The following is an 18,292-nucleotide window of genomic DNA, read 5'->3' on the forward strand; positions in this document are numbered from 1 at the left end:
TGGAGGGAAGCAAGCGCCCGAGGGGAGGAGTCCCGCCACTGGGCGCAAAAAATGAAATAAGCACTGGTGCGTGCACGGACTTTTCGCGATTGCTCAAAGTTTTTCAGGAACGATCCGTCGTTTGGCGGGTTGAGATTCGAACAGGTACTAACCATTTCCTCGTTCCGTGTTCTTCTGCCGTGTTTGAGGCGAAGAACACGGTGAACCCCAAGATCTTTGCTCCATCTTGGCCCCGAAAAAGGGTTCCTGCGAGTCGGCCGGAAAAGTGGACAAACGACGGTGATCCTACCGATCACCTCATCCCAGGGGGGTATGAGGTCCAATTCACGGAGAATAGCTGGCGGGGTTGTCCTGGCATTGTGGCTAGGGACATTGTGTGCCCACTGTGAACAACTGCAGCAAGAAGAACTATCCGCAAGAGCCTCATCGGGGATGACAGAGCACGTGGCCAGGCATGGAGTCTGCCTGTATCGAAAAGCCAAAGGATTGGGAAGAATCCTCTATCCATGGGTGCTAGTAACCGCGGGGGTATCGGCAGCGTTTGCCACGCACCGTAGAATGAACACCCAAGTCCTGTGGGCTCGCATTGTTCTTTATTCCGGCCTGGGAGGACTTCTTTTTTACTGGAGTTTTCTTGAAGACTTCGGGTTCTCAAGTCGGGCCATCCAGCTTGGGGTCTCGGCTATGAGGCAAGGCAGCGAAAAGGAAAGCTCCACCTTTTCCAGTCCTTACGAGCTTTGGAGTGATTGGCTTCGCAACGGTCCTGGTGGATTGCATCGCGATTCGCCGCAGTACCTGCGTTGGATTCTTTTCTCGTCTGCCTTGGGCGCTTCCTCGGCGCCTGCCACCCTAGAGGAGGCAAAGAAAGAGGTTTCTGGTTCCCTTGAGGCATTATCGAAGGCTCAGCTTGGTGGCTCTGCAGAACACCATGTCGTAGGGATGGTGTTAGCGCAGGTAATTCGGCGGGGTTCCCATGGGCTTTTATGGTTGGCCACAAGCCTCTACCTCTTTGCGAAAGGTCTTCTCGCATTCCTAGACTTCTTTTACCAGGGGGCTCTCGGGCTAGCGTGGCACGGCTGGTTAGCATTAGGATGCGTGCTTTTGCCTTCGGTGCTTTGGGTAAAAACCCACAAACCCCTTGTCAGCTGGATTGAAGGCATCCTTTTTCTCTCTGCCTTGCCTTTTCTTTACGGGCTGTGGGGAGCGATTGGATTTGAGCTTTTTACCCAAGCCTACGCGCTGGCGTTAGAACGACCTGAAGCTCTTTGGCACAAGACGTGGCACTGGCTGCGAGCGTACGAAGGAGAAATTTCGTGGAAAAGGGACTTTTGGGCTCTTTTAGCAGACGTTTCTCCCCATCTTTATACCATCCTTTCGACGGTTTGGTACGCAGCCACGGCTTTGATGTTGCAGTTGGGAGCGCTTTTGGTTTTGGCCCTCTTTCTTGTTGCAGCTGTGGTTTGGGAACTGGTTGTGCCCTTTTTAACCTGGGCAGTTTGCCGTAAGTTTTTGGCCCACATGCTCCCTTGGTGGGAGGGACGAACAGTGGAAGGGGGTCTTCCAAATCCTCGGCTGCCCAGCCCTTTCGGAGAGAAAAGAGCCCCGGTTTTCTCCTCGCAATCGACGCAAAGCAGCTCCAGTCGGCAAAGCCGGGCGTGTTCCTTACCGGCCCACGAATCTCGTTCAAATTCGGACGTCCCGTGAAAAAAGACTGGCGGCGGCTTCTTCTACGACCGAACAACCACCTTTAGAAAGCTGCTCCTCCTAAAAAACGATTGGGTGCGACGCATGTAGACTCGACATTCAAACGGCAGGTCAGCCTCCGAACTGGTTCTCACCTCATAAGAAAAGTGAGATGAAAACCAAACCCGTTTCGGAAAAAATCAGCCTGTACGCGATCGCAGGGACTTTGGTTCTATCCTCCTTGAGCTCTCCGGTCTTGGGGGCCGAATCCGAAACAAGCGCACCAGTGCGTACGGAGGGACACCCCAAGGACCGGCCCGTCACACCATCGGCCTCTACTAAAGCCTCCACCAAGCCTTTATCCAAGAAGGAGCCTTTTTCCTCGACCCGGAACTCTCAAGTTAGCGTTTCTTCGGAAGAAGGATCAACAATTCGCGATGGGAACGAGTGTGCTAACACTGCTTTGACCCGTGACCAGGCTTCCTCTCCGTCCGGAAGAGATGCTCAGGGACTTCCGAACGGACCCATCGTAGTGGATTTCCGAACTCGGGAATTTCTGGAGCTTAAACGAATTGCCCGAGAGCTAGGAGGAAACCTTATCATTACGATCGAAACTCGAGGCATTGCGCCCGCAGACCTTATCATACCCTTGAAAAATTCGGGCCTTTTTGACGTGACAACCCAAGACGGCCGTGTGTTTGTGGTCACTTCCAACGTGGAAGCCCAAAAACGGCGTTTGGAGGAAGAGATCGAAGCGCTGAGCCGCCGGCAAGCAGCGCTTCTCCAAAATATCGGCGTGCTCGAAAAGTTCCGCGAAGGACACTCCCCTTCCGATGGGAAGCCGGAGAACATAACCCCGGCTGCCACAGGATCGGATAGCCCAGCTCCCAGGGAAGCCATCCCGTCGGAGTCTTCCGCTACAGAGGAACCTCTGGCCAAGGCTGCTCCGTAAGCAAACAAAGGTGTGTCCGTGGGAATGGGTCGGTTTTTTTCCTGTCATGCGTGTGCGGCAAGAAGGTTTCTTTTGTTTCGACTTGGTCAGTGTTAGCCGTTATGGGTGGGCAATCTCGTTGCTTGGGCTTCTCCATGCCGGCTGGCTCCAAGCAGTGGAGTTCCCTGATATTTTCGAACTGTTCGGTAATGGCCGCAGAACGCCCTTTCTGAGCCCAGCACCTTCTGAGGGTTCTTCTACGGAGAAGCAGAGATTATCGAACCCGCTGGAACTTGCGGTTTCCAAGCCTCCCTTGAGTGGGGCGTACAGCCAGTTACTCCCGTTTTTTCGCGCTCCCGTGCTTAGAACACCGAAAGCTCTTTGGGTGCTCTCTTGGATTGAAGCCGACGGACATCGATCCGCCCCTATCCCTTGGTGGGTTGACCGGCAGGGCAACGGACACGCTCTGCTGGAGGCAGTTCTCCCGATTGGGGAGGAAACCCTTCCTGAAAGAAAACCGCTGTGCCTCAAATTTTCCCAAATCCTTAGCGTCTATTTGACTCGGTCTGGAGAGCTTTATCCGGTTGCATCGCAAGTCTGGCTTTCCATTCCTCGTAAGGAAGGTGAACCGGAAGTCTTTGCCAGTGGCGTTGGTGCATGGAAAGCGCATAGCCCTCTTTTTGTGCGAAGAGTTGTCTACCAGCCATATCGACAAGCCGTCGAACGGCTCGTAGCTCTCGCCCACGACCGCCTCTGCCCAGAAGCTTGTGACGAACTTTTGCACAAGCAGTGGCCGGACGTTCTCCTGGAGGAAAGACCGTTAGGCAATGCACCCCTGGAACCCAAGACGCCGTCTAGGGAAAAGGTCTGGGCACTTGCCCCTCTAACGCGTCCCGTTACCCCTGTTGGAGATCCACCCTGATCCGACTAAGAACCCCTACCACTTGCGAATCCCGGTCAATCCGACTGGGAAAACCGCAAGAGAAAAGTACCTCTGAACCGATCTCTCCAAGGGAACGAGGGAGTTGCTTTGGACCCAATCGAAGTGCCGCGGATTTCCTTTCTCCCCGAACGAGCGGAAAAGGTAGAAGCATCCCTCTGACTTCTATGGTTTCATCCTCCTCATGTGATCCGTTTCCCTTTCCTTGGCTGTGTGGATCCTTTTTAAAAAAAACAAGTTGTGTCCCCCCCGACAAAGGCTCTTAGCCAAACCCCACCTTGGTTCCAACCAATCCTTGGGCTATCAGGATCTTACCTTCATGCCGAATCTTGCCATAGACCTTAGCCTATGGATCGAGCGAGGGCGTGCATAGCTCCGAAGGCGTCTTTGAAAAAGCACCAATATCAGCCCTGCTGACCACGGCAGGCACCCAAATGTTACTGGAGCCCCTGTCTCTAGAGACCATCCCTCGTGCCACAAGCGCCGCAGCAACGATGCCGTCACTTCCGGCCACTCCTCCCAAGACGGTCACTGTGTTCGCGACGGGAAGGGGTTTGCCGATTGCTGCGACGTCCACAAGATTTCCTAGGGATCTTGCACTTTCGCTAGGAGCAGGACGGGTAGCCGGACTCTACCCAAGACCTGCGTGCACTCCACATTCCCACATCGACCCAGCAGCGTGAGCGTGAACGATCCGGAAGCGTTGTATCCCGAAATTCAATCCGGTTGGCAGGCAAGAGACGTGGACAGCAAAAATTGACCAAGGTTGGACAGAGTTCGCCTACTTCTTCCTAAGGATAGACAGCCCAAAAGGGGTTGTTTCCGCTTCACGGCGTTGCGCTGCCGAAGCTTCGTTCCCCCTTTCATGCGCACCGGTGCGTATGCTCGACATGTCGCCTTTCAAAGGGACACGTGGCGAACGCAACAGGTGCCCTAGGGCTCCTTTCCTCTGGACATTGCAAAGCCGACGCCGTGTTAACTTTTTCAGGTGTCTCTTAGTCGCTTGGTCGTCCAAGCAAAGTGTATCGCAGGGCAAGAGGACGCACTGGGAAGCATTCTCAATCGCATCGACCCCAGCACGATTTTCAAGACCTCCCTATTACTAACGGTATGAAGACATATACGCACGTTTCCGTTTTTTGGAGGATGGCCCTGTTTGCAGGGATTTGTGCTTTGGTGTTGGTAGCTGGCGACCTTAGCGCCCAGGTGGCAGGAGGGACGAATGTCGCTCCCCCAGAGTCAGGAGACAGCGGCCAGGTGATCTTCAACGTCCGGAACCTTGTCACCGACTGGGCGTTCCAGATTGCCATTGTGATGCTCGTGTTCGGCGCGATCATGTGGTTTTTCAACCGGCCAGCTTTCACCATCGGTGCGCTGGTGGCAGCTGCGATCATCTATGGAGGTCCCCACTTAGCACAGGCCCTTAAATCGGTGGCCAGATAATGATAAATCCCCGCTAGAAAGGCTCTCCTTAGCCAAGAGGGGGGTCTTTCTCTCTTTGGCCCAGACTTAACAAAACTTTCTACCAATGTATCCCGCACCGCTGCCATCACCCTATTATCGAGGAGGCTTTTCTCCTGGGCCTTCCTCGCCCTTGGTGGCTTCATGGCCACCGGAAAAGACCCACTCTGCAAAGGAGCTTCCTGCCACCAAGTCCGTCGTTTTAGCCAACGAGAAGGACACCTTCCTTGGTTTGGAAGGACCTTCCATCTTCCTCCCAACGTTTTGTTTCCTCATTTGGCATAAATTTACGGGCAATTTCTTCGCCAGCTGCGTAGTTTTTCTTTTAGTTTACTTCTTTTTGCGAATTTACCTGCGCGACAAGCCCAAGTACTTTCTCCGCTTCATACTGGACTGGTACCAGCTCCCCAAACATTACGAACATCGTTTTCATCACCCAGAAGAACCCTTTCGTCCGGAGTGCATTTTCGTTTGATGGTTTTTGTTTATGGAAGGCAAAGTAACACAGTTTCCCAAACTCTTTGGAAATCTCCGCCGACTGTTTCTAAAAAACCAAAGTTTTACCGCGAAGGGCGCGCCCGTGTACGTTGATTGGGCGGATGCTTGCCCGTACTGCGGCGTGTACGACCGCTATGTGGTCGACAAATTTGGGGCCGTTCATGCGATGTATCGTACGTTTTTCCCCCAGTCCGACATCGCCACCGTCGAGCGCTTAATCGATCTTCAAAACCAGTTGCGTCTCATCTTATTGCAACTTCCGCCCGATATTGTTCAAACCCAGCATCTCTTTACGTGCAACGGGGATTACGGACCTCTTTTAAGCGAGTTTGCCAAAATCCCAACGCACCCGCGCCTGGCGGGGTTGCGACGCCGAAAGGTTCACCGTCTTTGGAACCGGATGCTACAGCGAGGCCTTGTTCGCATCGAAACTCACTCGGTTGTCTCGGCCCTCCCTGCTGTAAGCCAAAGGAAAAGCGAGTGGCAAGAACGGGTGCACGGAGGAAGCACCGCAGCCATCGAAAGACGAAGGATCACAAGGGATGAGTTTGACGCAGCCGCGGCAACTCTTTCGGCCGCAGAACAGGTTTTGATGGATGTTTTTCGGCGTGCGGGAGCCCGTTTATTACCCATGGGGCCTGAGGAATTGGCTGATTACTTCTTTCGGCTATGGAATCCGGGTCTAGCCGTCGAAGGAGGAATGCGTGTCCAGTACGATTATCACCGGATGCCGTTTGTAGATGCCTGGATGGTTCAAGAGGTCAATCTCACTCGGGACGTTCTTCAGATTGGGGATTACTATCATTCCGTAGTCTCTTTGGTTGGGCTTCCTCTAGAGACACGTCCTCGAGATATCGAACGTCTCACAGTCAACCTGCCATTCCGGGACGTCCGTGTCACCCTGACCGTTCGTAGAACCGATAAGCTCCAGCGGATGGAACGACTTCGCCATCGGATCGATGCTGCGGACCAACGGATGAAGCTGGGGTTAAACGCGATTGAAATGTTTTATAAACCTCATGACGACCGAAGAGAATCGGGGGTTCATAATATCGAAGCTTGGATGCAGATCGAAGAAGCGCAATCTTTGTTGCGCGATCTCCGGTCGGGTGAAGATGAATTGGTAGAAATCCAACTGACGGTCCATCTTTGGCACAAGGATCCAGAAGAAGTCCGGCGTCGTCAGAAGCTATTGCTCAACCGTTTTGGAGATCTTGCGCGCGCTCGTGGTTGGGTAGAACGAACCGGGCTCCTTCCGGTTCTCCTTTCCGATATGCCCTGCGTCTATGCGCCCCTGACACGCCCCTTCTTCGTGCGCTGCCGCATGGCGGCAGACCTCATGCCCATCTGCCGAGGTCTTGAAAGCGAGGAACGTCCTGTTTTCCTTTTTGGGAACACCACTGGAGGACTTGTGGGTTTGGATCTCGAAGACAAGCGCAACGAAGGTGCATCGATGCTTTATATTAGCGGTGTCAAGGGTTCGGGAAAAAGTGCGCTTGCCCAGCTCATCCTGCTTCGCGCCATAACACCAGAATCGGTTGTCATCATCATTGATAAAGGAACCAGTTACGATCGACTCGTTCAATGGCTCGGAGGGGCGACGGTTCGCTTGGATTCCAAACATCCTATTTGTTTTAACCCTTTCGAAGTCTACGTTCAGCGCAAGGAAGTAGAATCCCTCGTGGAACCCACTGCCTCAGAACTGTCACGGGTGGTCCAATGTTTGGAGATTTTAGCCGTTGGAAAAAACGACCAACCTTTGACCACAGCTGAACGCAATATTATCGAGACGGTTGCTCGGCAAACCTTTTCGAACGCAGTGAAAGCTCGAGCCAAACTGGTTACTTTGGACGATTTCTGTAAACAGCTGAGCTATCGGACGGACGGTTCTTCTCTTCTTGAGAGATTGAAGCCTTTCGTCGACGGAAGGTACCGACAGTGGTTTAATGGTGCAACGCAACTTCACCTAAAAAGTAAAATCGTACATTTTGATTTCGAGCATGTTTCGCGAGACGAGGGACTAGCCCGCGTTCTCATTCCGATAGCGACGCTCTTTGTGTCCGATTTGATTTATACATATCCCAATGTTTTTAAAATTCTTGTGTTTGGCGAGATGTGGCAGCACGTAAATAACGAATACACCGCTAATCTCATTATTGATGCTTTTAAAACCTATCGGAAGAAGCGTTGCGCAGTTATCGGGGAATCCCAGGCGATTTTGGATTTGGCGGACAATCCGAAAGTAGCAAAAGCGGTTATCCAAAATGTCGATACCTGGCTCATGCTGCCTCAGGGAAGCGAAGCACATGTGGAGTTTGCTGTACGTGAGCTCGAGCTTACCGAAGGCCAAAGAGATTGTCTTCTTAATCTCAAGCAAAGATCGAGAGTTCATCCCCATGGAGCCGTTGAGATGTGGCGTGAGGCTTTCTACTTGCGGGGAAGGGGGATGGATAGGCTCTCCGGGATTGTTCGGGTCGAAATGGAACCGGAAGAGTACTGGATTACTACAACGACCCCACAGGATCAACCGGTGTGGCAAGCTGCCTTAGACGCGTTCGGTGGGCACATGGGCAAGGCGGTGGAATTTCTGGCCCGTCGATATCCCACAGGGGTGTTGGCGGAGCATGATGTTTCGATGCTCCAGCGGGAGGTCAACGGGGTTCAAGAATCCGCTCCAAAGCCTTCCTTACCATCTGAGAGCACTCCAGAGCTAAGATCAAGTCTTTTTGCTGAAGGGAAGGAGGCCCGTTGGTGAGTATTTTTTCTTCACTGTCAGGATCCGCAGCGTTGGGGGTTTTTCTACTGGCCACCTGCGCTTTTGCGCTGCAAGTTGATGAACAACTTGACCAAGATCCAGTGCTCGCGGGCTGTGGCGGCGCTGACCGGGTCCTCAAGTGGATACTGTCTGACTCTGAGGGTTCTTCACTCTTGACTCCGGAATGGCTTGACTCGGTCATCCTCCGGTGGATGCGGGGGACAGAAGCGCAAAAAGTCGTCAGTGAAGATCTCAGACGTGGAGACGGTTTGCTTGCTGACGCTTTGGAAGAAAGTTTCGAGCTCCTTCACATAGGGGGCCAGAGTGCCCGCGACGAAGTCCGCAAGCTAACCGAAAAAAAAGAAAGCCAACTATGGTGGGCTCTTATCGGTAACCCAAGAAGCATTGCCCCGCTGCGACGCTACGTCCTTCAAATGCCCGAGGACGGGCCGTCTCGACTCTTTGCGCTCTCCGCGTGGTGGTCGAAGGAAGGACAAACCTTTCCGGACAGTGTCATGGAGACCGCCTTGCGGGCTGTCAACGCACCGATCACGTGCGCACCCCAGGATTGGGAGGAACGCTGGGAGCAAGGAAAAAAATTAAGCCTAGGTGAAAATACGGCGCGAGGAACTCTGTATGTTTTGGGCCGTTTTCCACGAAAAGCGGGTACTTTCTACGATCTTGTCTGGCAACAGTGCTGGCAACAGCTGACAACAGATCCCGCTTACTGGGAGGAATATCAGAAGCGACTAATGCAGTGCAAGGCGGCCTATCGCTTTGCATGTCAATCTCTTGTCCATGCTTTTCACACTCCCGAAGGAAAAAAATTTTTTGAACATTATTTAGGTGTCGATCCGATCCATTCTCAGCTTGTCGGGCGTGGCCGCTGGCTTTGGGAGGGGCTTGTCGGGAAAGATCGGCCGTATCATCCGGCATTTCAGGACATAGCCTACCAAAGGCTTCTCCAGAAGCTTTCTGCCGGGGATGAGCGGTATCAGGACTTTTTTTTGTGGCATTTGACGCGACCTGCTGAGGCTTTGAGTGAAGCTGCCAGGGAAGCTCTGACGGAGGCAATGATCCGGGAGGAATCCATCGCCCGGCTTGCGCTGGAGAGCATCTGGGATGCGGGTCCCCTTTGGATCAATCGGTTGGAGCAGACGGCTGCGTGGCGGAGCGGAGAAGTAACCAAAGACAAAACTACCAGCGACATCCGTCGTGCGTACGCCCAAGGAGAATTAACGAGGGACAGCCTGTTGGCGATTTCTGGTGAGATCGCTTTGTTTTTGCGCGCAAGCGATTGGGCATGGAGCTCTCTTTTTTGTGAGGGCGCCGCAAAAAGCCTTTCAGCCTTTCTCCGGAGAAGCGTACCGAAACTACCTCTTTTTTCACCCTCGTACGCCCTGGCGTGGGCCGATACGCTTTTACAAAACGATCCAGAGGCCTTTCGAGCATTTGGACAATGGGTGGCTCTCCGCAAGCCTGCAGAAGGGGGAATGGCACTTTCCCAGTACCCGTCGTGGTTGAAACGAGCCGATGATCAGTTGCGAACGGCCATTCGCCAGGGAAGCGTCATCTTCAACGAGGAAGCTCAACGTTTTATCGATCTTTTTGTCCAGTGGAGCGATCGAGAAGGATGGAACGTGGTCGAAAACCATCTGAAACGTGAAACCCTGTTGGCACAGGAGTTACGAGAGCTTTTGATGACCCAGTGGCGGATGGATCGAGATGCTTTCTGGAAATGGTATGGGATTTTGTGCCACCTTCCGGCGGCCGAATCCCTTCGAGAGAGAACTTCCGAAGCTATTACGATTGCCGGAGCCGCTGCGGATATTCTCGATGGAGTTGCGAGCTTTGATTATGGCGTTGCGGACGCGTCAGTCCCCATTTGGACGGAACTATGGAAAGACGCAAGCAAACGACAGATGGTCTGTCGAGCAATCCTCCAGGCGGACGGTTTAAGTGAGCTTAACTCCCTTTTGGTTCAAGCCACAGAAAACACTGTGGAACTTCCCTCCGAAAAGGAACTCATCGCTCGAATGGCCAGGGGAATGGGCAAGCTACCGCAGGATGAAGAAATCACTTCACTTCTCCGGCGAGATCCCGGAATAACACGAACGCTTGTCGCCCAATGCCTCGAATCGAACGGCTTTCGCGAGCGCTGGGAAAAAAGCGTTTTTCTCAGCATCGAGCTTGGGGGGCAGGCCCCCTTCGTCGCCCACTGGATCCACCAAAAGAAAGACGCGGTGAACGCGTGGAAGGAAGCTTTCGCTAAGGCACTCGAAAAATCTCCTCCTCTTTTGAGTTATGCCATTCGGCGAATGGCCGCTGCACGCGGTGGGGATCTCTTTTGGGGAGCCGAGATTCGCAAACTTGAGGACACCGTGATGACCACCGTGTCAACGGAGCGGCTTTTTTGGGAAAACCTCCTCACAGATAAGACAGGAGGTATTGAGTCCTATGCGAAGCAAAAGTTTCCCTCAAATCCATAGAATCCGGATCGGGTTTTTGTCTGCTTTCGTCTCAATCTTTTCATTTGGATGTGCAACCCAGCCGTACTCGCAATACGACAGTACTACCCGGCAATTTGTCGACAACTTGGAACGGTACGGATCCATCGCCGGCGCAGGAGCTGCCGGCTTTTTTGCCGGTAAAGAAATCGGCAAGTCGGACACCGCCGGAGCTGTAGGAGCGATCGTCGGAACAGCTGCGATGTACGGCGTCCACAAATTTTCCGACCGAAAACGGATGGATGCTTATCTTCAGGGGAAAGCCGAGGGAAAAGCCGATGCTATTGCGGAGATTCTCAACGACAAGTGGACACGAGAGGCCAAATACGGGCTGCCGCCGGAAGGTCACACTCCGTCCATGCCGAAGTATCGCTCCACATATGTTCCTAGCCGAAAGGATCCGGCTACGGGGGTTGAATACCCTGGTACTTATCAAACCATTCCAGTCTATAGTCATTGATAAAACGAAACAAATGAGCTTCCTCTAAGCAGTTTACGGACGAAAACATGATGGAGGGTAAAGATATGAGACAAGGATCACTCACTTGCTTCAATCTCGTTGTGTTTCTTATGGCTACGATTCTTCTTCAGATAGGCGACCCTCCAACTTTACAGGCACATTGCCATGGGGATTCGATTGGTGACATCATTAACTGTAACGGGGGACAAGCCGATCTCTCCCATGTTCGCACGACCCATTATGGGTACCCAGGTGATAAAGATAATGGGTTACGAGCCCATGGAGATGAACCTCTGCAACGGGGGGATATTGCACTGGGCGCCTGCATTCGAGATGCCCTAGGAGCTAAATTCGGCGATCAAATTTGCGTTCGGTTTTCTGATGGCAGCATGCATACGTTTGCCTATCATGATACTCCGGGTTTCGCAGATCGCATCGACATTTACGATCCAGACAAAACCTACGGGGATCAGGGCTACACTAGCGTTTCAAAATGCTCTGCTGGTGGAGGTGGCCTATTAGGAGCAAATGGGTGAAGGTGAGTTTTGTTCCGAAAAAATAGGAGGGAAGGGCAAGCCTTTGATGAAAAGGTCAGGGGAGGGATAAAGAGCGTGTCATCAACGTTAAAGAATCCAATTCCGATGAAAAAAAGAATCTTTATCGCCATAGAACTCACGCTTTTCCTTTTTTCTTTTAGTGCAGCCTGGGCCAGCGGCCCGGAAGCTTCGCGTCCGCCGCTGTCTCCTGACGCTCTTTTAAAGCTGGACCCTTACTTTCCTGACAATGGGACTGAGCTTGGCCCTGCGGAGATGCAGGAACTTGGGATCCATCTTCCGAACGGAGCTAAAGCGTATTACATCTTGGTGCCTTTCATTCCGGAGCCAGATGGTTTCACGGTCATTGTTCCTAAACGGGTACGCATTCGATATCACCGCGAAGGCTGGGAATGGCGGGGAAAAACCCAATGGATCGCGGGGGGGTCCGTGCCGTACGTCTATTGGGAGTTGCCGGAGGGAACTCCCAAAAGTTCCCTTCTTCCCCTTGAGCGAATTCTTTTGGGAGTGAAACTCAAAAGAAGTTGGCTTGAGGGGGATCCGGCCGACGCGTTGTGGGCCCAAATTGATTCGCTTGTTTCCAAAACCTATCTCGAGTATGCTGCGCAAGTTGGCTCGCTACGGCGGGGCCCTTAAAAGAAACAGGCGCGGAGACTTTTTATGCAACAAAAGGAAGATTTCCTGTTTTTTGTGACCAGGGCCGATCGTTTTTTGTGAAAAATTTCTGGTTTCTCTCTCTCGCCATAACGCTCCTGGTTCAGTCCAATCGATCCTGCCTTGCTTGGATCGTCTCCGAACGTTTGACCGTGGCTTCTCCTCAGGGCAATTTTCGGTTGGTCCAGGAGTATGAGCCAGGGGAGCCCTATTCATGCTATCGCACCTGGGTGGAACAAAGTAACGGGTCGCGGTACCTTTTGACCGAAGGAGATCGCCCGGAACATTTGCGTTACGCTGCCACCTACTCCATTTCCCCCGATGAGCAGTGGATCTTCCGCAGCCAGAAGTGGGCGAGCGGAGAAAGCGTGGGATACCTCTACCATCGGGAACCGAAGGATGGGAAATTTCGTCGCGTTGACGGCCAGTTTGACAAAAGGGCCTGGCAGTTTTACCGCGAGCTTGCACCCCGGCGAGGTTGGATTCTCCCGAACTTTCATAAGACCATCTATGTAGAACGGGATGCGTGGTCAAAGCCTGGGATTTTACGTTTTCACCTTTTTGGCGCTAGGGACCTTGGTTCGAACTCCGTCGAACAAGAAGTAACCTTGTGCTACGAGCTAGCCAATGGAAAGTTCGTGGAATGTGAGGCCTCTAAACCCTCGACTCAGCCAGAGGCCCAATTGCCGTCACAATCCCATCTGGCTAATCCTAATGAACCACCGTCGGAGAACTATCGTCCATGGAACCAGGAGCCGCCTCCCTTTGCCGCGCCCCCGCCGCCTGCGTCAGAGAATGGGCCACCGGAATCTGGCTCTTCCGCTGAACCGAGCTCTCCACCGTAGGAAGCTGGAGGTGTTGTTTACACGTGGCTGTCTTTCGAAAGTCGTTAAGGAAGCCATTCCGAAAAGCCTTGGCTTTCGGTGGTACTTGGCTTTCCTTTCCTTAAGGCATTTGTCGGTTTTGAAGCCTTGGCGCATATAGTTTTTCGCCACGCTCGTAGGAACCAGCAGTGACGAGCCAAAACCGAAAGATCGCGGCTTTTGACAGCTCGACTCGGAGAAAATTTCCGGCACTATGCCGCCACGAAAACATTTGGGAGGTAATTTTCCAAATTAGGGGACCTGGAATGACTCAACGAGAAAAGCGTTTTTTTTCTTCGCCCATAGCCTAAGCATCGCAATAGAAACTTTTTCGCCTCGGGTCTTGGTTTTATCCTCGAAGGGAACCAATCATCGCCTCGCGCAGCCCCATAAGCACAAAAGTTAGTGAGACCACAGGGTAGCTTTGGACTTGAGCAAAGACCGAAGGGGAGGGGGGCCGGCTCTTTGGTTCGAACGAAACGCGACAAGGAGAGAGAGCGGGCAGACTGCCGATAAGTCGAGAACCAGGTCTTGCGCCTTCCGAAATGCGATAAGCTGGCGCTCCCTACGAAAAATGGTCAGCACGCGAAATATACGGGGTGGGAGTCGAGCCCAGTTGTAGTCGTTTATTACGCAATTTCGATTGGAACAAGGACAAGCTAAGTAAAAAGGGAATTCGGGCAGTAACAAAGTGTACGGCTTCCCGCTAAGGGGTTCTCGGTCGGCTCATTTTCGGTGATTGCGTCGTAAGTCATTGAGACGCAAGACCTTCAATGGGCCATTGGAACTCCATGTTCTGCTTTTTTACGATCTTGGGGTTGACCACGGCTTTCGGCCAAGGATCCGGACGGTGGAAAGGATTTAGTAGTGGGTCTGGGAGTTGCCGGCGGTAACTTGCCCAGCGTGTTTCGTTGTCGCATGATAGCTGGACGGTGTGGAGCGTCCGGAGGGCAGCCTAGACTTGTTTTGGGAAAAAAGGAAGCTTCGCCGCTTAAAGTTTCTTCCGTAGGCGGGTCTCCAGTAGGAGGGCTCAAGCGACCCAAAGAGACGTGCGCTAGGGACTCGTTGCGGATCGTGATGGGAGATAGGGCAGAGTTTTTCGCCCATCTTTAGAGCTTGCGGAAAGCTCTTTCCACCTCGGAGAGTCTCTTGCCGGCTCAGAGGACTTTTCTCGGGGAGAAGCCCCTTTTTTGCTTGCGTTAGAATCAGATACTTCCCCTCCAGCAATTTTTTCCGTCGCCTGGGCTCTTCCGAGACTCGGAGCCTGCCTTTGCTCTAGGCTCAAACGAAAGAAAGTACCGATGGCCACGATGCGACGAAAAAATCTGGCTGACCGAACGGCCGATCTTTCCCGATCCTCTAGCTCTCGTTCTCCTTGTTCCATGCGCTGGACTCGGCCTGTCGTTTTTCCTACCACTCCAGCACAATACCGGCCCAGGTTAGGCCAGCGCCGAAGGCCACGAGGAGTAGAAGATCACCGCTTCGGATTCTTCCGCTGTGCGAGGCTTCATGTAACGCGATTGGGATGCACGCAGCTGAGGTATTGCCATAGCGCTCAACATGGACATGGAAGGCATCCAAAGGAAGCTCTAATCGCTGGGCGAGCGCTTCAATGATGCGAATATTAGCTTGGTGAGGGAAAATACAGGAAAGATCACTAGGTCGGATCCCTGCTTTCTTTAAGCATAGCTTAGCACATCGATCCATGGCTTCAATGGCCTGACGGAAGACTTTCCGGCCGTCCATTCGAATATAATGGAGCTTTTGATGGATATTATCGGGTCGTAAGGGCAGCCGTGCGCCGCCTCCCGGAACCGTTAAAAGGTCTCCCAATGAGCCATCAGCTCCCAATTCAAAGGAGAGAATCCCACGCTTCCCTTTACAATGCCGCATGATGACAGCCCCGGCTCCGTCTCCAAAAAGGACGCACGTATTGCGGTCTTCCCAATCCAGTATGGTGGAAAGTTTTTCTGTTCCCACCACCAGGATGGTCTCGTAGGCTCCCGTAGCGATGCACTGGCCTGCTAAGAACATGGCATACAGAAAACCGGAGCAAGCTGCCTGGATATCAAAAGCGGGGATATGCCGGGCACCAAGTTCGCGCTGGATGTGACAGGCTGTAGAAGGGAAGACGGTGTCCGGTGTGGTGGTGGCTACCAAAAGAAGATCGATATCTGTAGGGAGGAGCTGAGCTTCCCGCAAGGCCATTTCGGCGGCTCGTGCCCCCATGAAGGAGGGGGTTTCTTTGTCAGAAGCGATTCTTCGCTCCCGGATTCCTGTACGAGAACGAATCCATTCATCCGTTGTGTCCACCATCTTCTCAAGCTCGTGATTCGAAAGCACCCGAGTGGGCAAGTAAAGCCCAGTGCTGATCACAGAAGCGCTACGAGGCAGGGGAGAGCACATCGAGCCTAGGTCCATGTCCTTGTTCATGATATTTGCGCACTTCCTCCACGATTACTCCGTTGACGTTTGCTTTGACGCTGTCGCGAGCCACACGAAGCGCATTTTTGATGGCCTTCGGCGAGGAAGCGCCGTGAGCAATAATGCAGGTACCATTTACCCCCAAAAGCAGCGCACCTCCGTATTCATCCGGATCCGTTTTGCGGCGGATCGTCCGAAACGCGCCCAGTGCCAAAAACGCCCCCATTTTTCGTACAACATTCCTCTTTAACTCGCGCTTGAGCCAGTCCATGACAGCCCGTGCTGCAGCTTCCGCCGTCTTCAACACCACATTTCCCACAAATCCGTCACATACCACAACGTCCACCGGTCGTTGGAATAAGTCTCTTCCTTCAATGTTTCCCACAAAGTTTAGGGAGCTCCTGGTCAAAAGCTTGAAAGCTTCTCGGGTGAGCTCGTTGCCTTTGAGATCTTCTGTACCGATGCTCAAAAGAGCGACACGGGGACGCACGATTCCAAGGATTTGTTCTGCGTAAATGCTCCCCATAAACGCATAAGCCACAAGCTCGGCTGGTTCCGCATCGACGTTGGCTCCTGAGTCGATAAGAACAAAGGGGTGTTCCTCAGCCGGAATCACACTGGCAATCCCCGGTCGATCGATGCCTGGCAGCGTTCGAAGCTTGATGGTTGCTGCGGCAACTGTTGCACCTGTGTGACCTGCAGAGACAAGGGCAGAGGCCGCCCCGTTTTTTACCAGCTCGACGCATCGACTAATGGACGAGTCCTTTTTCCGGCGCACGCTTTCAATCCCACTTTCTCCCATCGCCACCACTTGAGATGTATGGACCACCTGGACCCGATCTTGCCATGGAGCAAGGGAATGACGATGGAGTTCCCGTTCCAGACACGTCTGGTCGCCCACAAGCAAAAGCTCAAGATCGGGAAATTCTTGAAGGGCTAAAACTGCGCCTGCCACGGGCGAGGAGGGAGCATAATCTCCTCCCATCGCGTCGAGCGCAATTTTCATGAGCCTTCCTTCCGGAAGGAAGCCTACTCTTCAGCTTCTTTCGTGAGAACCTGGCGACCTCGATAACGACCCGTTGCGGGATCTACCGAGTGGGGGAGGTGAACGTTTCCGGTCTCAGGATCGACAAAAAGACCCGGAGGTTTCCAGCGATTGGCAGCGCGTCGTGAACGCCGTCTTGACTTAGATGTAATACGCTTCGGTACTCCCACAGCCTTATTCCTTAAGCTGGTCCAACGCCTTCCAAACGTCCTGTCCATGTACAGGCTCCGCCGGTGGAGCCTGCCTCTCCTCCCACTCACAGACCTGACCCGGCGGACAGGTAGCAACGATCGGTAACGCAAGCAGTATGTCCTCCCGAATCGCCGGAGTCAAGTCAATCCATTCATCCAGAGGCTCTTGGAACCGAACCAGAAACCCGTTTACGTGGATAGGCCAGTCGATCCAGGCGCAGCACCGTCCACACTGGAGTCGAACGGTTGTCTGGAGTGTACCACTGACCAAAAGCTCCTCTTCCGTCCGCTGGGCTACCAACCGCGTTACAATAGGTGCTTCTGCTTGTGCGAATTCCTCCTCCAATTCCAAAATTTCCGCCGGAAGAACGCCCTCCAAGGGAAGGGGATCTGCGCCAAGATCGGGTGTGTGAAGAATCATACAATATATTGTTCCAAGCCTTCTGTCTTGACAAGGCTAAAGCCTTGCTGGCTATCCAAGGGATTGATGCTTCCTGGAAGGCGCACTACTATTCCTTGAGTTATGCGATGCCCCAACTGCGGGGGAATGCGGGATCGGGTCGTGGATACGCGCCCACTCAAAGGTGGGTCGGTGATCCGGCGCCGGCGCCAGTGTCTTCATTGCCAAAGCCGTTTTACCACCTATGAGGAGATTGAAAGCCTCCCCCTCCAGGTGATCAAACGCGACGGGCGAGTCCAGGATTTTGACCGCTCCAAACTTTTAACAGGCATCCAGAAAGCTTGTGAAAAACGTCCGGTCAATCGAGAATCGATGGAAGCCCTGGCAGACTGGGTAACGGACCAGGCAAGGCGCCGGCATGGTCACAAAATTCCTAGCTCCGTTTTGGGGGAGCTTGTTCTTCGCGGTCTTCGAGTACTGGATTTAGTGGCCTACGTTCGCTTTGCTTCGGTATACAAAAAATTTCAGGACATCGGAGACTTTCAAAAACTTTTGCAAGCCCATAACGAACCAGACCAAGGGGTTCTTTTTGAGCTCGGACCAACTCCGCCTAAGCGAAGGGATTCCAGGCAAGCGGGAGAGTCTGACAAGCTACTTCGCTCCGAAGGGGAGAAGCAGCCGAGCGCGTAAGATTTCTCCGCGTCATACTTTTCGGCAAGATTCTTCGATCACCAACTCTCTTTCGGCTCCGGTGTAGTCTTTGGTGCTGTAGGAAAGACCAGCGTCAGACTTTCTTGTGCGAAAAATCGCCGATGATCGGCCTAATTTGCCGTTTCTGCTGTCTGTGCCGCCATTTTCGGCTCTTACGGGCACTGAGCTGCCTAGGCCTCGCCACCACCCACCGCAGCCTTCCCCGGTGTTTGCAG

Annotated in this window: 15 protein-coding genes and 1 pseudogene; 12 read left to right on the plus strand and 4 right to left on the minus strand. The window is 53.1% G+C overall.

Going from position 1 to position 18,292, the window contains the following annotated elements:
* Nucleotides 1–312: 312 nt before the first annotated feature.
* The 11 genes from KK925_RS10510 to KK925_RS10560 all read left to right on the plus strand — a co-directional run bounded on the left by KK925_RS10510 (nt 313) and on the right by KK925_RS10560 (nt 13,288).
* Complete coding sequence (locus KK925_RS10510; RefSeq protein WP_174582572.1) at nt 313–1,704, plus strand: hypothetical protein; 1,392 nt, start codon at nt 313–315, stop codon at nt 1,702–1,704.
* A 151-nt stretch (nt 1,705–1,855) separates the two neighbouring features.
* Nucleotides 1,856–2,635 (plus strand): hypothetical protein, encoded by a 780-nt coding sequence (locus KK925_RS10515; protein ID WP_174582573.1) that lies wholly within the window; start codon nt 1,856–1,858, stop codon nt 2,633–2,635.
* Between the two features lie 46 nt (nt 2,636–2,681).
* Nucleotides 2,682–3,536: a hypothetical protein gene (locus tag KK925_RS10520; RefSeq protein ID WP_214096508.1), complete on the plus strand. Its 855-nt coding sequence runs from the start codon at nt 2,682–2,684 to the stop codon at nt 3,534–3,536.
* A 1,128-nt stretch (nt 3,537–4,664) separates the two neighbouring features.
* Nucleotides 4,665–4,997 (plus strand): hypothetical protein, encoded by a 333-nt coding sequence (locus tag KK925_RS10525; RefSeq protein WP_174582575.1) that lies wholly within the window; start codon nt 4,665–4,667, stop codon nt 4,995–4,997.
* An 85-nt stretch (nt 4,998–5,082) separates the two neighbouring features.
* Nucleotides 5,083–5,490: a hypothetical protein gene (locus KK925_RS10530; RefSeq protein ID WP_174582576.1), complete on the plus strand. Its 408-nt coding sequence runs from the start codon at nt 5,083–5,085 to the stop codon at nt 5,488–5,490.
* Between the two features lie 105 nt (nt 5,491–5,595).
* Complete coding sequence (locus KK925_RS10535; RefSeq protein ID WP_174582577.1) at nt 5,596–8,268, plus strand: VirB4 family type IV secretion system protein; 2,673 nt, start codon at nt 5,596–5,598, stop codon at nt 8,266–8,268.
* Entirely contained in the window at nt 8,262–10,757 is a 2,496-nt protein-coding gene (locus KK925_RS10540) for a hypothetical protein (RefSeq protein ID WP_174582578.1), read from the plus strand. The genes KK925_RS10535 and KK925_RS10540 overlap by 7 nt, the downstream gene beginning before the upstream one ends.
* Nucleotides 10,726–11,235: a hypothetical protein gene (locus tag KK925_RS10545; RefSeq protein WP_174582579.1), complete on the plus strand. Its 510-nt coding sequence runs from the start codon at nt 10,726–10,728 to the stop codon at nt 11,233–11,235. Before KK925_RS10540 ends, KK925_RS10545 begins: the two co-directional genes overlap by 32 nt.
* Nucleotides 11,236–11,300: 65 nt before the next feature.
* Complete coding sequence (locus KK925_RS10550) at nt 11,301–11,771, plus strand: hypothetical protein (protein WP_174582580.1); 471 nt, start codon at nt 11,301–11,303, stop codon at nt 11,769–11,771.
* 105 nt (nt 11,772–11,876) lie between these two features.
* On the plus strand, nt 11,877–12,425 hold the full coding sequence (locus KK925_RS10555) for a hypothetical protein (RefSeq protein ID WP_174582581.1): 549 nt from the start codon (nt 11,877–11,879) through the stop codon (nt 12,423–12,425).
* 77 nt (nt 12,426–12,502) lie between these two features.
* Complete coding sequence (locus tag KK925_RS10560) at nt 12,503–13,288, plus strand: hypothetical protein (protein WP_174582582.1); 786 nt, start codon at nt 12,503–12,505, stop codon at nt 13,286–13,288.
* A 1,428-nt stretch (nt 13,289–14,716) separates the two neighbouring features.
* Here the strand turns inward: KK925_RS10560 and KK925_RS10565 are convergent.
* The 4 genes from KK925_RS10565 to KK925_RS10580 are packed head-to-tail and all read right to left on the minus strand — an operon-like array spanning nt 14,717 to nt 17,387.
* On the minus strand, nt 14,717–15,739 hold the full coding sequence (locus KK925_RS10565) for a beta-ketoacyl-ACP synthase III (protein WP_328706684.1): 1,023 nt from the start codon (nt 15,737–15,739) through the stop codon (nt 14,717–14,719).
* Entirely contained in the window at nt 15,690–16,736 is a 1,047-nt protein-coding gene (gene plsX, locus KK925_RS10570) for a phosphate acyltransferase PlsX (protein WP_174582583.1), read from the minus strand. The genes KK925_RS10565 and plsX overlap by 50 nt, the downstream gene beginning before the upstream one ends.
* Before the next feature lie 23 nt (nt 16,737–16,759).
* Nucleotides 16,760–16,993 (minus strand): 50S ribosomal protein L32, encoded by a 234-nt coding sequence (gene rpmF / locus KK925_RS10575; protein ID WP_236027917.1) that lies wholly within the window; start codon nt 16,991–16,993, stop codon nt 16,760–16,762.
* Nucleotides 16,950–17,387, minus strand: coding sequence for a YceD family protein (locus tag KK925_RS10580; RefSeq protein WP_174582585.1), 438 nt, complete (start codon nt 17,385–17,387; stop codon nt 16,950–16,952). The genes rpmF and KK925_RS10580 overlap by 44 nt, the downstream gene beginning before the upstream one ends.
* Before the next feature lie 102 nt (nt 17,388–17,489).
* Between KK925_RS10580 and nrdR the strand changes: the two are divergent.
* Nucleotides 17,490–17,924: pseudogene (gene nrdR, locus KK925_RS10585) on the plus strand (transcriptional regulator NrdR); the annotation flags it as partial.
* Between the last annotated feature and the right edge of the window lie 368 nt (nt 17,925–18,292).

The organism is Candidatus Methylacidithermus pantelleriae, from assembly GCF_905250085.1.
Classification (GTDB): domain Bacteria; phylum Verrucomicrobiota; class Verrucomicrobiia; order Methylacidiphilales; family Methylacidiphilaceae; genus Methylacidithermus; species Methylacidithermus pantelleriae.